Below are 15,524 nucleotides of genomic sequence, written 5' to 3'. Positions count from 1 at the left end.
TCGTCGCACCACCCATCTGCGCCTTGGCAGAAACGGTGACGCCTATGTGGAATAGATCAGAGCCTCCCTAGGTTGGCGCCTGCGAGGAGCTTGTTGGCGTTTGTGCGCATGCGCGCCACCGGCCCGGACCGTATGCTCGTCACCACCGACCTTCCGGAGATGCGACATGCCCGCCGTCTTCCGTCATTTCGCCATCAACGCCGACGACGTCGGCCGCGCGAAAACCTTCTACGAGCACGTGTTCGGCTGGCGCTTTGATCCGTGGGGCCCGCCGGACTTCTACCAGGTGAAGAACGCGGGTAACGGCCTGCTCGGGGCGCTGCAGGGCCGGCGCGACATCGTTCCCGGCGTGCGCATGGCGGGCTACGAGGCAAGCTTCGGCGTGACCGACCTCAAGGCCCCCATCGCGGCCATCGAGGCGGGCGGCGGCCGCATCGTGATGCCGCCCTACCGCATCGACGGCGTCGGCGAGCTGATCTACTTCGAAGACACCGAAGGCAACCTGGTCGGTGCCATGCAATACGAGCCGGGCGTGTTCGATTGAACGACAACCGCGACGGTTTCGACGTCCGCACGCTGGCCGCCACCTTCCATGCCGGCACGGTACTGCCCGTGCACGCGCATCCGTGGGGCCAGCTGATCTTCGCGTCGTCGGGCGTGATGCAGGTGATGACCGACCAGGCGTCGTGGCTGGTGCCCTGCACGCGGGCGATCTGGATGCCGGCAGGCATCGGACACGGCATCCGCGTGCAGGGCGAGCTGGCGCTGCGCACGCTTTACCTGGACGGGAAGCGCGCGGCTCCCCTGCCCGATGCGCCGAGGGTCATCGAAGTGACGCCGCTGCTGCGTGAGTTGATCCTGCACATCCTGACCATCGGCATGCTCGATTCTCGCCAGCCGTCTCACGAGCGTCTTGCCGGCCTGCTGCTCGATCTGCTGATGGCCGCCCACCCCGAAGACCTGATGCTTCCCCTGCCCGCCGACCCGCGCGCCCGGCGGCTGGCGGACCGCTGGCTGCGGGCACCGGATGATGGCCGTGACCTGGCCCAGCTGGCCGCCGAAGCGGGCGCCAGCCTGCGCACCCTGCAGCGGCTGTTTCCCGACCAGACCGGTCTTACCCTGGAAGCGTGGCGGCAAAAGGCGCGTCTCATCCATGCCGTGACGCTACTTTCCACCGGCGCCAGCGTGGCAGCCGCGGCGCTGGACTGCGGCTACCTCAGCCCGGCCGCCTTCAGTGCCGCGTTTTCCAGGCAATTCGGGGTGTCGCCAGGCCGCTACGGCGCCCGCACGCGCCGGCGCGGAAACGGTGGGCCCTGAGCCGTAGCGGAACTCACAGACCTGTCCGAGCGCTCCTGCCGCAGGCTTGTTGCCATTCGCGTGTAAAATGGTCGTTTTTTACCCAGCAGAATGGTGCAGGTCTCTTCCCGGACGGCAGTCCGCGGCCCCACGTTCATCCGCTTGCTCGCCCGTCTGACGGGCGTCGACGTGGCGCCGTCCAGCCAATCGTTGCCGGACCGGTTGGGCCAATGGCTCGACTGGCGGCAGTCGCTTGCCCTGTCCACGGCGCTGGACAGCCGGCCTTCGGCGCAGGACAACGGCGCGCCGGCCTTCGGAGCGGCCGAGGAAGAGGAGTGCGCGCGCATCCGTGCCGCACTGGTTGACGCCATTACCGCCGACGCGGAATCCGCGGTCGCCACGGACGTCGAGTACGCCGTGTTCCGCCAGCGCTACCAGACCATGCAGCGACGCATGCAATCGGCCACCGGCCACTGGCGGGGCCGATTGCGCGACATGCTCGCCCAACGCAGTGACGATTCCGCCTTGCTCGCCGATGTGGACGCCGCCATGGAACGCGTGCTGAGCCCTCGCGAACACACGCTGCTGGCCTCGGTGCCCACGCTGCTGGAAAACCATTTCGAACGCCTGCGCCAGACCGGGGACGACACCTGGCTGGAAACGTTCCGCAGGGACATGCAGAGCGTGTTGCTCGCGGAACTGGATGTTCGTTTTCAACCGGTCGAAGGCCTGCTTGCAGCGCTTCGCACCCGCTAATTGGGAAGTCATGTTCAGGAATCTTCTAAATCTCGGTGTGTTCCTCGTCGGCCTGGTTGCCGTCTGCTGGATCGGCGTGGGCTACATGGGCTCGAACCCGTTGGGTGTCGCCGTTGCTGCGCTGATTGCCGCTGGCTACCTTGCCGGTGCGCTGGAACTGCATCGTTACCGCCAGGCCACTACCACGCTGGCGAATGCCGTAGCGGACAGTGCCAACGCACCCTCGGCACTGGGCGAATGGCTCGGCCGCCTGCACCCGTCGCTGCGCAACGCCGTGCGCATGCGCGTGGAAGGCGAGCGCGTGGCGCTGCCCGCACCGACCTTGACGCCTTACCTCGTCGGCCTGCTCGTGCTGCTGGGCATGCTGGGCACCTTGCTGGGCATGATGGCAACGCTGCGCGGTACCGGACTGGCACTGGAAAGCGCCACCGACCTGCAAGCCATGCGCGGCTCGCTGGCCGCACCGGTGAAGGGCCTGGGCTTTGCATTCGGCACCTCCATCGCCGGCGTGGCCAGTTCCGCCATGCTGGGCCTGCTCTCCGCGCTGTGCCGTCGCGAGCGCCTTGATGTCGTGCAGCAACTCGACGCGAAGATCGCCAGCACGCTGCGTGTGCACTCGAAGGGATACCAGCGCGAGGAATCGTTCAAGCTGCTGCAACAGCAGACGGCACTGATGCCCGCGCTGGTCGAACAACTGCAGACGATGATGACCACCATCGAGCAGCACAGCCTGACCACGTACGAACGCCAGCTGGCCAGCCACGAATCGTTCCACGCCCGCACCGAAGCCACCTACGCGCGCATGGCCGCGTCGGTGGAAAAGGCGCTGAAGGAAAGCGTGACCGAAAGCGCACGCGCTGCCAGCGCCACGCTGCAGCCGGTGGTGGAAGCCACCATGCAAGGCCTGGCAAGCGAAACCGCCTCGTTGCACGGCACCGTGACGCAGGCCGTGCAGCGCCACCTGGACGGTTTGTCCGCGGGCTTCGAAGCCACCACCACGAACGTGGCTGACATCTGGAACAAGGCGCTGGCGGAACAGCGCGACACCAACGAAACGCTGGCGCAGGATCTGCGCGCATCGCTGGATCGCTTCACCGAGTCTTTCGACCAGCGCTCCACAAGTCTGGTGGAAAGCGTGTCGTCCCGCCTGGACACCACGGTGTCCACTGTGACCGATGCATGGAATGGCGCGTTGTCGAAGCAGGAGGCGGCCAACGCCAGCATGGCGTCGCAGAACCAGCAGGCACTCGCCACCGCAACGACGACGTTCGAGGCACATGCCGCAGCGTTGGTCGGCAGCGTGCAGCAGTCGCACACCGACCTGCAGGCTGCACTGGAATCGCGCGATCAGCAGCGCCTTGCCGCGTGGACCGACTCGCTCGGCTCCATGGCCACGGCCATCAACGCGCAGTGGGAGCAGGCCGGCGAACAGACCGCCACGCGCCAGCAGGCCATCTTCGACACGCTGGCGCAGACCGCCAACGACATCAGCGCCCAGACCAAGGCCCACGCCAGCGACACCATCACCGAGATCTCGCGCCTCGTGCAGGCCGCCTCGGAAGCGCCCAAGGTGGCCGTGGACATGGTCAACGAACTCGCCGCGCGCGATGAGCAGCGCCTCGCCGCCTGGAGCGGCACGCTCGATACCATGGCCACCGCACTCAACGCGCAGTGGGACCAGGTCAACGAACAGGCCGCCGAACGCCAGCAGGCGATCTGCGACACGCTGGCGCAAACCGCCCGCGACATCACCGCGCAGACGCAGGCGCACGCCAGCGAAACCATCGCAGAGATTTCCAGTCTCGTGCAGGCTGCCTCCGAAGCACCCAAGGTCGCTGCCGATGTCGTGGCCGAACTGCGCCAGAAACTCTCCGACAGCATGGTGCGCGACACCGCCATGCTGGAAGAGCGCAGCCGCCTGCTCGCCACGCTGGAAACCTTGCTGGACGCCGTGAACCACGCGTCCACCGAACAGCGCACGGCCGTCAATGCACTGGTCACCACCACGGCGGACCTGCTCGACCGCGTGGGCACGCGCTTCACCGATCACATCGAAGGCGAAACCGGCAAGCTCGAAACCGTGGCCGCGCAGATCACCGGCAGCGCGGTGGAAGTGGCCAGCCTGGGCGATGCCTTCGGCGCTGCCGTGCAGTCGTTCGGCCAGTCCAACGATGCATTGATGGAACGCCTGGAGCTGATCGCCGGCGCACTCGACAAGTCGCTGTCCCGCAGTGACGAGCAACTCGCCTACTACGTGGCGCAAGCCAAGGAAGTGGTCGACCTCAGCGTGCTGTCGCAGAAGCAGATCATCGAAGACATGCAGCGACTGGCTGAGCGCGCATCCGCCGGGACCGAGACGGCATGACCGACGACATCGAGATCGAAGGCGAATCCGCCACGCCCATCTGGGCCGCCTTCGGCGACCTGATGTCGGTGCTGCTGGGCGCCTTCGTGTTGATCCTGGTCGGCGTCATTGGTGTGCAGCTCCAGCTGTCGCACCAGCTGGACGAAGAAGTGAAGCAGCACCAGGCCGAGGCGCAGCGCCGCAAGTCGCTGGAACAGGCGCTTGCCGCACCGCTCGCCGCCGGCCGTGTGACCTTGGTGAACGGTCGCATCGGCATTCGCGGCAACGTGCTGTTCGCACTCAACTCCGACCAGCTCCAGCCGGAAGGCCGCGAACTGCTGAAGAGCCTGGCCGGTCCTCTCACCGACTATCTGCATTCGCGCGACGAGATCCTGATGATCAGCGGCTTCACCGACGATCAGCAGGTACGCGACGGTAACCGCCACTTCGCGGACAACTGGGAACTGTCGGCGCAGCGCGCACTCACCGTTACGCGTGAGCTGGTCGCCGAAGGTGTGCCCGCTTCTTCGGTGTTCGCAGCCGCGTTCGGCGCAGAGCAACCCGTGAGCGCGAACGACACCGACGAAGGCCGCGCCAAAAATCGCCGCGTGGAAATCGCACCCATTCCCAAGCCTTCGGCCACCGCCGCAGTCGCGCATGACTGATCGTCTCGCCCAGGCCCAGGCGACCCTCGATGCATGGCGCGAACAACGCGCCGATCGCATGAATACCGTGCGCTTTCATTTCATGGAAGCACTGGCGCGACGCGCGACGCATCACGAAGGCGAAGCGCGGTGTGTGCTGGAAGACAGGCTGTGCGGCCTGATCGAAGCGTTTGCCAGCGATCTCGACAAGGCCGCGCTGCCGGACGACACGTCGCAGGACGACGAGCCATCGCGAAGCGCGTTGAGCGCACTGATCGATCAGATCAACCGACACGCCCAGCAAGGCAACGGTCGCGCGGGCACACGTGAGGCGTTACCCGCGCTCGACGAGTTCCAGCAGATCTGGTCTGGCATTCGTACCGCGAGCCAGCTGCAGCAGTCGATGCAACCTTCGCCCGAGAATGCCGGCCCTCTCAATGCCGGCACCCTCGTGCATCGCTCGATGTCCCTGATGCGCGACCTCTCTCCCGGCTACCTGCAACACTTCCTCGCCTACGTCGACGACCTGTCGTGGCTGGAACAGATGAACGTGCCGGGGCCCACACTGACCAACGATGCGCCGGCGGCAGCGCCGCGCAAACGCACGCGGAAGAAAAAGGCCGCGGCTACGTCAGCCGATACGCCGGCAGAAGGGCGCCCTGAATCGGATGGCTAAATGTCGATCGATCGGCTTCTGACCCGGTGGATCGACAAGTGCACGCTCAGCGATTCTGGCTGGCGACCTTCGCGCCTTGCTGAAGGCCCTGTTTGAAGCCACCGGCAAAGTCACCCACCGAACCGGCCAGGAACAACACGATGGCTGCCACCAGCAAGAGATTGCGCTGGTTACGGCGATAGCCGATGACCAGTGCGACGACGCCGATGACGAAGCACGCAATTTCCACGTAGATCATCTGCTCTTCCCTGTGATGGAGGCGGACCTGCAGGCCTGCACGGTTTAGCCGTCAAAACGGTATGTCGCCGTCATTGCACCGAAGTGACAGGACGGGTTTCCGGCATGGTGAGGAGCACGGGCAGCACGGCCAGCGCGATCACCGCGATCATGGCGCCCGGCACCGCCGACCAGCCGGTCGTCTTGATCAGCAGTTCGGCGATGAAGGGCGTGAGCCCGCCGAAGATGGCGGTGGCCATGGTGGTGCCCAGGGCAAGACCACTCAGGCGGCCTTCGCCGGGAAACTGCTCGGCGGTCGCGGGCGCGCCTACGGCACTGACGCCACCGGCCACGCACGCAAGCACCACGGTGGCAACCATGATCTGCAAGGTCGAGCCGTGGGCCATCCACGCGAACATGGCCAGCGGCAACGCCGCGCACAGCAGGGCGAGCACCGCCAGCACCGGTTTGCGCCCCACGCGATCGGACAGATTGCCCACCCACGGCGTCACCAGAATCACTGCCACGGCGGCCACCGTCGACAACATCAGCGAGCGGTCTTCGCTTTGCGTGCCGGTGGTGCTGAGGAAGGTGGGCACGTAGGTAATGCCCACGTAGTACGTGATGGAGCCGAGCGCGGAAATGGCAAACGTGCGCAGCACCGCCGCGCGATGAAGACGCAGCGTGTCGCGCACGGGCGACTTGGGCACCGTGCCGCGCGCACGCTGGCGTTCGAAGTCCGGGGACTCCTGCATGGCGGAGCGCGCGACCCAGATGCTGCCCGCCAGGGCTGCGCCCACGAAGAAGGGAATGCGCCAGCCCCACGCGTCCAGGCTTTCGCGACTCATCAGACCCACTGTCAGCGCTGCCACGCCCACGGCGAGCAGTGCACCGATTTCGCTGGCGGCCGATGCCAGCGACGTTATCAAGCCACGGTGACTTTGCTCGGCACCTTCCAGCAGATACGCAACCACACCCGTGTATTCGCCGCCGCCCGAGAAAGCCATGACGCATCGCATGAGCAGCAGCAGATAGCCGGCCGTCGCACCCACGCGCTGGTAGTCGGGAAGCAACGCCGTCACCAGCATCGCCAATGTCATCAACCCCATCGACAACAACAGCGTGTGGCGGCGGCCCAGCTTGTCGCCGATGACGCCGAACACCAGCGCACCCAGGGGACGCATGGCATAGGAAATCGCAAAGCCTGCGAGGGTTTCGAGCAGCGAATGCGCGCCGCCGCCAAAGAACACGCGCGACAGCACGGTGGCCACGTACAGGTACAGCGTGAAGTCGTACCACTCCACGATGGTGGAGAGCGCGGCGATCACCATGGAGGCCCGTGAAATGGTTCCGCCCTGCCCTGCGCGCTTCATCGGCCACCCTCCATCCAGCGTCGTCATCAGTCCGGCGGCGCTTGCGCGCTCCATACCGGCACAAGCCATCGGGCCATGCGTGGCACGCCTTCCAACCGGGGAACGCGGCCCCCGCACCATAACAGCAGCCGCCCGGGGAGGCCGCATCGTGCCTTTTGGAAAAGGCCATGCGTATGGGAAAGAAGGCGCCAGGGCAGCGGAGGAAGATACCTCCCATGCACTGATCCTCTCTGCATGACGCAACCCACTTCAAACTTCTGGAGGCTTGTCATGAACATCAAAGCAATGATCGTCGGTATCGCCATGGCCGCTGCGGTGGCTGCCCCGTTCGTCACCATGGCGCAGGAAGGCGGCCCGGTCGTGGACATCGGCTATCGCCACGGCAATCTGCGTAACGCCCAGGAAAACATCGTGCAGGCCTGGCAGCTGGTGAGCGACGCGCAGATCGACAACGACGACCGTCTCGGTGGCCACGCCGCCCGCGCCAAGGCCCTGCTGACGCAGGCCGATGAAGAGCTGCGCCTGGCCGCGGACGTGTCCAACCGCAATCACTGGTAAGTCCGCGACACCATGGTGCCGACAACGAAAACGCCCGCTCTCGACGAGCGGGCGTTTGCCATTGTTTGAGGCTGGCGTTTCTTAGAGCGCGTCGAGCTTGTCCAGCACCTCCGGCGGCAACACCAGCTCCGCCGCCTTGAGGTTTTCACGCAGATGGGCCACGGAAGACGTGCCGGGAATCAGCAGGATATTCGGCGAGCGATGGAGCAGCCAGGCCAGTGCCACCTGCATGGGCGTGGCGCCCAGCGAAGCGGCGAGGTCCGACAGCCCGGACGACTGGATCGGCGTGAAGCCGCCCAACGGGAAGAAGGGCACATAGGCAATGCCCTGGGCGGCCAGTTCGTCCACCAGTGCGTCATCCTCGCGGTGCACCACGTTGTAGTGGTTCTGCACGCAGACGATTTCGGTGATGCGCTGCGCTTCGGCCACCTGCGCCGACGTCACGTTGCTCAGGCCCACATGGCGCACCAGGCCCTTGCGCTGCAGTTCCGCCAGCGCGTCGATCTGCCTGGCGATGGAACCTTCCTTCGGCGCGTGCACATCACCCATGACGCGCATGTTCACCACGTCGAGCACGTCGAGACCGAGGTTCTTCAGGTTGTCGTGCACGGCGCGTTCGATATCGGCCGGCTCCTGCGCCGGTTGCCACGATGCATCGTCGCCACGAAAGGCGCCGACCTTGGTGACGATAAGCAGATCCCTGGCATACGGATGCAGCGCCTCGCGTATCACCCGGTTGGTGACGTGCGGGCCGTAGAAGTCGCTGGTGTCGATGTGGTTCACGCCCGAAGCCACCGCTTCGCGCAGCACGGCGAGCGCAGCAGCATGGTCTTTCGGCGGGCCGAACACGCCGGGGCCGGCCAGCTGCATGGCGCCGTAGCCCATGCGGTTCACCGCGTGGCCGGCGAAGGGAAAGGTCTTCATGGGTTGCGTCATGTCGATGTCCTCGTGGGGGTGACAACCACTGTGCGCCCGAATGGCCCGTTAGAGAATCCATGCCAATTCGCACGGGCTGTGTGAAAATTTGCACAATGGCCATGGAATTCAACGATCTCGCCGCCTTCCTTGCCGTCGCCCGGGCGGGCGGCTTCCGTGACGCCGCCCGCGCCAGCGGGGTTTCCGCCTCCGGACTCAGCGTGGCAGTGCGTCGGCTGGAGGCCGCGCTCGATGTTCGCCTGCTCAACCGCACCACCCGCAGCGTGGCGCCCACCGAGGCCGGCCAGCGCCTGATCGAGCGGCTCACGCCGGTGCTGTCGGAAATGGAAGCGGCGCTGGATGTGCTCAACGTGTTTCGCGACACGCCCACCGGCACGTTGAAACTCAACGTGCCCGCGGGCGTGGCCCGTGCGGTGCTGCCGCCGATTCTTGCGGCATTCCTGAAGGCCTATCCGCAGATCCGCGTCGACGTGATGGTGGAAGACAACTTCGTCGACGTGCTTTCCGCCGGTTGCGACGCGGGCATCCGCTACGACGAACGCCTCGAGCAGGACATGGTGGCCATTCCCATTGGGCCGCGTGTGCAGCGCTTCGCCACGGCGGCATCGCCTGAATACCTCGATGCGCACGGTCGTCCCACCCATCCGCGCGAACTGCTGGCGCACGCTTGCCTGCGCGGCCAGTTCGCCAGTGGTGCCACGCCGTTGTGGGAATTCGAACACGACGATGAGACCGTGCGCGTGGACCCGACCGGCCCGCTGCGTTCACGCCCCGGTGCGGCGTTTGACCTGGTGATCCAGGGCGCGCTGTCCGGCCTGGGCATCGTGCACATCTACGAAGAACTGCTGTTGCCGCACATCCGCACCGGTGCGCTGGAACCGATCCTCGAACCGTGGTGGCAGCCTTTCAGCGGTCCGTTCCTCTACTACCCGGGGCGACAGAACCTGCCGACACCGTTGCGCGCCTTCGTGGATTTCGTGAAGGCACGCAACGCGTCCGACGCTGGGTAACGTCACGCTGTGCGGCGCACGCCCGGCGATACCGCGGCGAACAATCCATTGGCCTGCGACACGGTGAGCATGTGCTCGCCCATGATGTCGAAGCGGCCCTGCACCAGGGCCTGTTCCGTGATGCTTGCCAAGTGCGCCAGCACCGCCTGCATGGTGCCGCAGCCAAGGCTGATGCGGCGAACGCCAAGCGCCTGCAACGTTTGGACGTCCGGCGCGCCGGGGTAACCCACGTACACGTTGAGCGGTACCGGCAACGCGGCCGCAAGCCGCTTGATCTCGGCGGCATCGGCAAGGCCCGGCACGAAGATGCCATTCGCGCCCGCCTTCACATACGCCAAGGCGCGTTCAAGCGTTTCATTGAAACGCGCCTCGCCAGCAAGGCCGGCCGTCAGATACGTATCCGTGCGCGCATTGATGAACAGTGGCACGACGCGATGCTCGGCGACGGCACGGATGCATGCCAGGCGCTGCGCCAGTGGCTTCGCTGAAGTGAGCTGGCCCGTCACCGGGTCCTTGCCATCCTCGATGTTGATACCCACCACGCCCAGTTGCATCAGCGCGCCAACCAGGCCACCGGTGTCCTCGGCATCGACGCCGAAGCCGCCCTCGATATCCACGCTTACCGGCACGGAGGTGACCTCGACGATACGTCGGCACGCAGCCAGCAATTCATCCAGCGGCAGTTGTTCACCATCCGGATAGCCCAGTGCCCACGCCATGGCCGCACTACTGGTGGCCACGGCCTTGGCACCGGAGGTTTCGATGACGCGCGCACTCGCCGCATCCCAGGCATTGGGAAGCACCAAGGGCTTGGAGCCTGCATGCAACTGGTGGAATAACTGGGCGCGGGCGGACTGTTCGTGATTCATGAGGCTGGCCTTGGTGTGCCCGCTCATCGGGCATGTCCAGAAGACCACGGGCCAACGAGGGCCGCTGTCGGAATCTTTAGCTATCCGCCCGCCGGCACAGGTTCGCCGGCGGCACGCTTGTTATGCTCCGATACCTCTCCCGCACGGGATCAGGCCGCCGGCCATGTCAACCATCACCAGCCAGGTGTTGTTGAAAACCGACACGCTGACGCTGCGCGACGTGCACTGCTCCGGCACGTGCCGCCATCGCAGCGCGGAGGAATGCGCGGCATCCACGCAGCTGGTGTTTCCCTATCGCGGCCTTTACCTGCGCCACGTGGCTTCCGACCAGACGGTGGCCGACGCAAACCATGTGCTGTTTTTCAACGGCCAGCAGGGCTACCAGGTCAGTCATCCGCTGAATGGCGGGGATTCCTGTGTGTCGATGAGCCTGTCGGAAGCGCTGCTTGCCGAGCTCGCGCCGAAGGCGCTTGTCCACGCGGAAGAAGGACTCACTTTTCGCTCGCAATCGCTACGCATCGATGCGCGCGCGCAGGCACTGGTCGCATTGCTGCGGCATAGCCTGGTTCAAGGCAGCATCGAACCGCTGGAAGCCGAAGCGCTCGCGCTGACGCTGGTGTGTCGCAGCCTTGGGCCGCGTACATCGCGAGCGCCCACCTCCACGCACGCGCGCCGTCGTCTGGCCGACCGCGTGAAGATGCTGCTTTCCAGCGATCTCTCGCGCCGCTGGACGCTGGCGGACATCGGTGCAGAGATCGGCAGCTCACCGGTCTATCTCACGCAGGTGTTCAAGCAGGTGGAAGGCCTGCCGCTGTATCAATACCAGCTGCAATTGCGCCTTGCGCGCGCACTGGATTTGCTCGGCAAGGTGGATGACCTGTCTGCGCTCGCAGCGGAGCTGGGCTTTTCCAGCCACAGTCATTTCGCCAGTGCGTTCAAGCAGGCGTATGGGCGATCACCTGCGGAATTCCGTGAATCGTCGCGACGCTCGACGTCACTCACTCCGTCGCCGGCGAATACACGCGCACGTTGAGCGCGTAGCCAGACACCAGGCCTACGGCGCCAGCGGCGAGCATCATCATCCAGACCAGCGGATCGAGCATCATCATGCCGACGTTCCATTCGACGGCCGCAGCCATCGCCACCAGCGCGGCGAGTGCAAACAACAGGCCACCATTGCGAGCCCAGGCGCGTTCGTTCGGGCTCGCATCGGACGCGCGGCGTTGGGCGTGTTGGATGTTCGACATGACGCTACCTGCAAACCGTGAATGGGATGCAGGAAAGCTTAGAAATCGCCCACTCGCGTCTATATGGGACAAATCCTAAATTTGAGGGCGCGAACTAAAACCCGCTAAAGAATTCGACAGCGACACATGCCAGGCCCATGGTCTTCTGCATCTGCCCGACATTGGGTAACCAGGAGACGTGCCATGAGTGAGAAGACCTGCGCCGTGTGCGATTACCCGCTGGACAGTTCAGCCATCCAGGTGACCATTGGCCATCGCGTGGTGGAAGTGTGTTGCGAGGAATGCGCGCAGAAACTGCGTGATGCGCAATCCAAAGCCAGCGGTTGATACAGCGGTACACACAGGGACGTTCACTAGCCCGGCACGCGCGATGAACTTCGCCGCGCCGGGCTTTTTTGTGCCTTATGGGCGTGCTTTCTTGCGATTAAACCCTTGGTGCCCGCAGCGGCACTCACGGCGCAATAAATGAAAGTGATTCTCAATTACTTCGCGTTGAGGATTGCGCCGCCACAAGGGAAACCTCATGCCGCACCACCCAGCCGCCACTGGCGCCCGCCCTCGCCCCTTAAGCCTTAGCGTTTCCATCGCGCTGTCGCTGGGCTGCACGCTCGCCACCTCCACGCAGGCGCAGGACGCGCCCACGCTCACTCCCGTCACCGTGCAGGGCGTGGTGCCGTACGACCAGAACAACCGCACGAACAACCCCAACCTCGCGCCTGCGCTGGGCAAGACCGGCACCAGGCTCGAGGATCTGCCCGCCAGCGTGCAGGTGATTCCACGCGCGCTGATGTCCGAACAGGGCGCCACCATGTTGCGCGACGTGGTGAGCAACGCCAGCGGCGTCAACGCGGGCGGACAGGATTCCAAAGGTTACTTCGACCATTTCCTGATACGCGGCCTCAATGCACAGGTCTACAGCGACGGGTTCTCCGACGGCGATCAACTGGGCGGCCTGTCACATTCGCTCAACGGCGTGGAACGCGTGGAGATTCTTGAAGGCCCCGGTTCCGCGTTGTTTGGCAGCGGCCCGCCGGGCGGCACCATCAACATCGTGCACTACGCGCCCGTGTCCACGTTCCACTACGGCGCCAGCCTGCAATACGGCTCGTTCGGCACACTGAACAACAGCGACTACATCACCGGACCCACCGGCGTGAACGGGCTGGATTACCGCGTCGACGCCACGTTCTCCCACGTTGATGGTTTCCGCGACCTGCACAGCCATGACTATGAAGTGCGGCCATCCCTACGCTGGACCTGGGGTGACCACGTCACCGACTTTGCCGTCGACGCACGCAACATCCACGAGACGCCCGATTCGTACGGCATCATCTATTTCGATGGCACGCCGCTGAAGCACGTGTCCCTCAATGCGCTGTATTCCTCGCCCTTCACCAGCGCGCATTCGGACTTCGTGCGACCCACGCTCGTCGACCAGTGGACGCTGAGCGATGTGCTGACCATCAACAACCGACTTTCCTACCTGCACCGCACGCTCGATGCCATCGTGAACGGCGACAGCGCCAGCACCAAGGTCACCAACGGTGAAGTGGTGAACCGCCAGCTGCGCGACGAGGACGACACCACCGATGCCATCGACTACCAGCTGGAACCCGTGTGGAAATTCGCCACGGGCAGCGTGAACCACACGCTGCTGACCGGGTTCGAATACCAGAACCAGCACCTGTCGACGGAACGCACCACCGCGGACCTGCCGAACATCATCGATGCGTTCGCGCCGGTGCCGCCGGAAATGTCGCTGGCCGATGTCATCTTCAAGTGCGACGCGAAACACTCCTGCGACGACGACCGCCTGCGCGCGAACTACACCAGCCTCTACGCCACCGACCAGCTCGACGTCACCGACGCATTCAAGGTCCGTGCTGGCGTGCGACAGGACTGGTGGGATACCTCGCTCACGCCGCGCATCACCGTTCCCGGTCGCTTCGGCACCGATGGCAAGCCGCTGCTGGCCGGTGTGGAAGACACGCGCAACGATTCACCCGTGAGCTGGAATATCGGCGCGCTGTACAAGCTCACTTCGTGGATGTCGCCTTACGCTGGCGTCTCGCGCAGCCATCTCGCCAATTTCAACTCCGAGAATACCCAGAACGGCGTGGGCGCCCCCGAATCGGCGCTGCAGGTCGAAGCGGGTATCAAGTTCGCGTGGCTGGACGATCGTCTCGTGCTCAACACCGCCGCCTTCAACGTGAAGCGCGACAACGTGGCAGCGGCCACCACCATCAACGGCGTGGAAGCCGTGGTGTTCGACAGCCAGAAAACGCGCGGCGAAGAAGCGTCGCTGGATGCCGCCCTCACCGACCAATGGCACCTGATCGCCAACGCCACCAGCCAGGACGCCGTGATTACCGACAACCCGCAAGGCATCACCTCCGTGGGTCATCGACCGCAAGGCGCGCCGAACTTCCTCGGCAACCTGTGGAGCACGTATCGTTTTTCCGTGGCCGGTATCAACGGCTTCCGCGTGGGCGGCGGCGTGAACTACCAGGACAAGAGCTACAGCGACCTGACCAACACGAACAGCATCCCGTCGTCGGTTATATGGAATGGGGTGATTGGCTATCAGGCCTCGGTGTGGGGTGTGGACCTGAACGTGCGCAACCTCACCGACCGCCGCTGGTTCGTGGCCGCCAACGGTGCAGGCGCGCTGGTCGGCGAACCGCGCAGCGCGTTCGTGAGCGTGCACGCGGATTTGTGACGTCGGGCATGCGCGGTTGCGCGTAACATTGGGGATGGCGATGGCCCATGCCTTCGCCATCCTTGATGCCCGCAACACAGGACCTTCGTATGACTGTTCGTTGGCTGCTCTCCGCCGTCCTTACGTCCCTGCTCGGCATGCCGTCCATGCAGGTCAACGCGCAGGATGACACGGCAGGCATCGTCGCCGATCCCTGCGCGACCGAGAAGACACCCGAACAGGTGCCCGCCGGGCAGTGGGCGACGTACATTCTGGCGCGCGACTTCGGCAAGCTCTGCCAATACCGCCCGCAGAACGCCCAACTGACGAAGCAGGGCGAGTCGCCGCGCGTGGTCTTCATGGGCGATTCCATCACCGAATTCTGGGGCAAGCAGGACCCGTCGTTCTTCACCGACGGCAAGGTCGATCGCGGGATCAGCGGACAGACCACCTCGCAGATGCTGCTGCGTTTCCGTCAGGACGTGATCGAGCTGCACCCGCAGGCCGTGCATATCATGGCCGGCACCAACGACGTGGCTGGCAATACAGGCCCGGTCACCCTGGGGCAGGTGGAAGGCAACATCGCCTCCATGGCAGAGCTGGCGAAGGCGCACGGCATCGCAGTGATTCTTGCGTCGATTCCACCGGCTGCGCGCTTCCCCTGGCGTCCCGCCCTGCAGCCTGTCGACAACATCAAGGCGCTCAACGCGTGGATACGGGACTACGCCGCACGCAACGACCTGACCTACGTGGACTACTACGGCGCCATGGCCACACCCCAGGGCGGCATGAAGGAAGGCCTCGCCGGTGACGGCGTGCATCCCACGCTGAAGGGTTACAAGGTGATGGAGCCGTTGGCCGAAACGGCCATCAAGGACGCGTCGCCCTGAAGCCTTTCGTT

The 15,524-nt window shown here is 65.0% G+C and carries 17 protein-coding genes; 12 read left to right on the top strand and 5 right to left on the bottom strand.

Annotation, left to right across the window (positions count from 1 at the left end; translation table 11 throughout):
• Positions 1–166 precede the first annotated feature (166 nt).
• The 6 genes from DK366_RS15175 to DK366_RS15150 all read left to right on the top strand — a co-directional run bounded on the left by DK366_RS15175 (position 167) and on the right by DK366_RS15150 (position 5,716).
• Positions 167–544, top strand: a complete 378-nt coding sequence (locus DK366_RS15175) for a VOC family protein (RefSeq protein WP_109126401.1) — start codon at positions 167–169, stop codon at positions 542–544.
• Positions 541–1,317, top strand: a complete 777-nt coding sequence (locus DK366_RS15170) for a helix-turn-helix transcriptional regulator (protein ID WP_109126400.1) — start codon at positions 541–543, stop codon at positions 1,315–1,317. Before DK366_RS15175 ends, DK366_RS15170 begins: the two co-directional genes overlap by 4 nt.
• A 90-nt stretch (positions 1,318–1,407) precedes the next feature.
• The gene (locus tag DK366_RS15165; protein WP_109126399.1) at positions 1,408–2,052 is read left to right on the top strand and encodes a DUF3348 domain-containing protein; all 645 of its coding nucleotides are present in this window, start codon (positions 1,408–1,410) and stop codon (positions 2,050–2,052) included.
• A gap of 10 nt (positions 2,053–2,062) precedes the next feature.
• Positions 2,063–4,417 carry a DUF802 domain-containing protein gene (locus tag DK366_RS15160; RefSeq protein WP_109126398.1) on the top strand — a complete coding sequence of 785 codons (2,355 nt, stop codon included), beginning with the start codon at positions 2,063–2,065 and terminating at the stop codon, positions 4,415–4,417.
• A complete protein-coding gene (locus DK366_RS15155; RefSeq protein ID WP_109126397.1) occupies positions 4,414–5,061 on the top strand; it encodes an OmpA family protein in 648 nt (215 codons plus the stop codon). The genes DK366_RS15160 and DK366_RS15155 overlap by 4 nt, the downstream gene beginning before the upstream one ends.
• Positions 5,054–5,716: a DUF2894 domain-containing protein gene (locus tag DK366_RS15150; RefSeq protein WP_109126396.1), complete on the top strand. Its 663-nt coding sequence runs from the start codon at positions 5,054–5,056 to the stop codon at positions 5,714–5,716. Before DK366_RS15155 ends, DK366_RS15150 begins: the two co-directional genes overlap by 8 nt.
• A gap of 46 nt (positions 5,717–5,762) precedes the next feature.
• Here the strand turns inward: DK366_RS15150 and DK366_RS15145 are convergent, their stop codons facing one another.
• Positions 5,763–5,954 (bottom strand): hypothetical protein, encoded by a 192-nt coding sequence (locus DK366_RS15145; RefSeq protein ID WP_109126395.1) that lies wholly within the window; start codon positions 5,952–5,954, stop codon positions 5,763–5,765.
• A gap of 70 nt (positions 5,955–6,024) precedes the next feature.
• Positions 6,025–7,305 (bottom strand): MFS transporter, encoded by a 1,281-nt coding sequence (locus DK366_RS15140; protein WP_109126394.1) that lies wholly within the window; start codon positions 7,303–7,305, stop codon positions 6,025–6,027.
• A 270-nt stretch (positions 7,306–7,575) separates the two neighbouring features.
• Between DK366_RS15140 and DK366_RS15135 the strand changes: the two genes are divergently transcribed.
• Positions 7,576–7,863, top strand: coding sequence for a hypothetical protein (locus DK366_RS15135; protein WP_109126393.1), 288 nt, complete (start codon positions 7,576–7,578; stop codon positions 7,861–7,863).
• A gap of 81 nt (positions 7,864–7,944) precedes the next feature.
• Here DK366_RS15135 and DK366_RS15130 read toward each other — a convergent pair whose 3' ends face one another.
• Positions 7,945–8,799 carry an aldo/keto reductase family oxidoreductase gene (locus DK366_RS15130; RefSeq protein ID WP_109126392.1) on the bottom strand — a complete coding sequence of 285 codons (855 nt, stop codon included), beginning with the start codon at positions 8,797–8,799 and terminating at the stop codon, positions 7,945–7,947.
• 95 nt (positions 8,800–8,894) lie between these two features.
• Between DK366_RS15130 and DK366_RS15125 the strand changes: the two genes are divergently transcribed.
• Positions 8,895–9,809, top strand: coding sequence for a LysR family transcriptional regulator (locus tag DK366_RS15125; protein WP_198651573.1), 915 nt, complete (start codon positions 8,895–8,897; stop codon positions 9,807–9,809).
• Between the two features lie 2 nt (positions 9,810–9,811).
• Here the strand turns inward: DK366_RS15125 and DK366_RS15120 are convergent, their stop codons facing one another.
• The gene (locus DK366_RS15120) at positions 9,812–10,678 is read right to left on the bottom strand and encodes an isocitrate lyase/phosphoenolpyruvate mutase family protein (RefSeq protein WP_109126421.1); all 867 of its coding nucleotides are present in this window, start codon (positions 10,676–10,678) and stop codon (positions 9,812–9,814) included.
• 163 nt (positions 10,679–10,841) lie between these two features.
• Here DK366_RS15120 and DK366_RS15115 point away from each other — a divergent pair, with 163 nt between their 5' ends.
• Positions 10,842–11,711: an AraC family transcriptional regulator gene (locus DK366_RS15115; RefSeq protein WP_109126391.1), complete on the top strand. Its 870-nt coding sequence runs from the start codon at positions 10,842–10,844 to the stop codon at positions 11,709–11,711.
• On the opposite strand, the gene DK366_RS15110 is transcribed toward DK366_RS15115, so the two are convergent.
• A complete protein-coding gene (locus tag DK366_RS15110) occupies positions 11,677–11,925 on the bottom strand; it encodes a hypothetical protein (RefSeq protein ID WP_109126390.1) in 249 nt (82 codons plus the stop codon). The genes DK366_RS15115 and DK366_RS15110 overlap by 35 nt on opposite strands.
• A 183-nt stretch (positions 11,926–12,108) precedes the next feature.
• On the opposite strand from DK366_RS15110, the gene DK366_RS21425 reads away from it, so the two are divergent.
• From DK366_RS21425 to DK366_RS15100, 3 genes are all read left to right on the top strand, one after another.
• Positions 12,109–12,252, top strand: a complete 144-nt coding sequence (locus tag DK366_RS21425) for a hypothetical protein (protein WP_198651572.1) — start codon at positions 12,109–12,111, stop codon at positions 12,250–12,252.
• Between the two features lie 196 nt (positions 12,253–12,448).
• Positions 12,449–14,644 (top strand): TonB-dependent siderophore receptor, encoded by a 2,196-nt coding sequence (locus DK366_RS15105; protein ID WP_109126389.1) that lies wholly within the window; start codon positions 12,449–12,451, stop codon positions 14,642–14,644.
• 89 nt (positions 14,645–14,733) lie between these two features.
• Positions 14,734–15,513 (top strand): SGNH/GDSL hydrolase family protein, encoded by a 780-nt coding sequence (locus tag DK366_RS15100; protein WP_109126388.1) that lies wholly within the window; start codon positions 14,734–14,736, stop codon positions 15,511–15,513.
• The last annotated feature ends 11 nt before the right edge of the window (positions 15,514–15,524 follow it).

Origin of the sequence: Dyella sp. C11 (assembly GCF_003121485.1) — a bacterium.
In the GTDB taxonomy this organism is placed as follows: Bacteria; Pseudomonadota; Gammaproteobacteria; order Xanthomonadales; family Rhodanobacteraceae; genus Dyella.
Note: the sequence above shows the minus strand (reverse complement) of the source record. Positions and strands in the feature narration are given on the sequence as shown.

Excerpts from the sequence above, each read along its gene's own strand:
- DK366_RS15175 (WP_109126401.1), top strand. The coding sequence starts at position 167 with ATGCCCGCCGTCTTCCGTCATTTCGCCATCAACGCCGACGACGTCGGC.
- DK366_RS15165 (WP_109126399.1), top strand. The coding sequence starts at position 1,408 with ATGGTGCAGGTCTCTTCCCGGACGGCAGTCCGCGGCCCCACGTTCATC.
- DK366_RS15160 (WP_109126398.1), top strand. The coding sequence starts at position 2,063 with ATGTTCAGGAATCTTCTAAATCTCGGTGTGTTCCTCGTCGGCCTGGTT.
- DK366_RS15155 (WP_109126397.1), top strand. The coding sequence starts at position 4,414 with ATGACCGACGACATCGAGATCGAAGGCGAATCCGCCACGCCCATCTGG.
- DK366_RS15150 (WP_109126396.1), top strand. The coding sequence starts at position 5,054 with ATGACTGATCGTCTCGCCCAGGCCCAGGCGACCCTCGATGCATGGCGC.
- DK366_RS15145 (WP_109126395.1), bottom strand. The coding sequence starts at position 5,954 with ATGATCTACGTGGAAATTGCGTGCTTCGTCATCGGCGTCGTCGCACTG.
- DK366_RS15140 (WP_109126394.1), bottom strand. The coding sequence starts at position 7,305 with ATGAAGCGCGCAGGGCAGGGCGGAACCATTTCACGGGCCTCCATGGTG.
- DK366_RS15135 (WP_109126393.1), top strand. The coding sequence starts at position 7,576 with ATGAACATCAAAGCAATGATCGTCGGTATCGCCATGGCCGCTGCGGTG.
- DK366_RS15130 (WP_109126392.1), bottom strand. The coding sequence starts at position 8,799 with ATGACGCAACCCATGAAGACCTTTCCCTTCGCCGGCCACGCGGTGAAC.
- DK366_RS15125 (WP_198651573.1), top strand. The coding sequence starts at position 8,895 with ATGGCCATGGAATTCAACGATCTCGCCGCCTTCCTTGCCGTCGCCCGG.
- DK366_RS15120 (WP_109126421.1), bottom strand. The coding sequence starts at position 10,678 with ATGAATCACGAACAGTCCGCCCGCGCCCAGTTATTCCACCAGTTGCAT.
- DK366_RS15115 (WP_109126391.1), top strand. The coding sequence starts at position 10,842 with ATGTCAACCATCACCAGCCAGGTGTTGTTGAAAACCGACACGCTGACG.
- DK366_RS15110 (WP_109126390.1), bottom strand. The coding sequence starts at position 11,925 with ATGTCGAACATCCAACACGCCCAACGCCGCGCGTCCGATGCGAGCCCG.
- DK366_RS21425 (WP_198651572.1), top strand. The coding sequence starts at position 12,109 with ATGAGTGAGAAGACCTGCGCCGTGTGCGATTACCCGCTGGACAGTTCA.
- DK366_RS15105 (WP_109126389.1), top strand. The coding sequence starts at position 12,449 with ATGCCGCACCACCCAGCCGCCACTGGCGCCCGCCCTCGCCCCTTAAGC.
- DK366_RS15100 (WP_109126388.1), top strand. The coding sequence starts at position 14,734 with ATGACTGTTCGTTGGCTGCTCTCCGCCGTCCTTACGTCCCTGCTCGGC.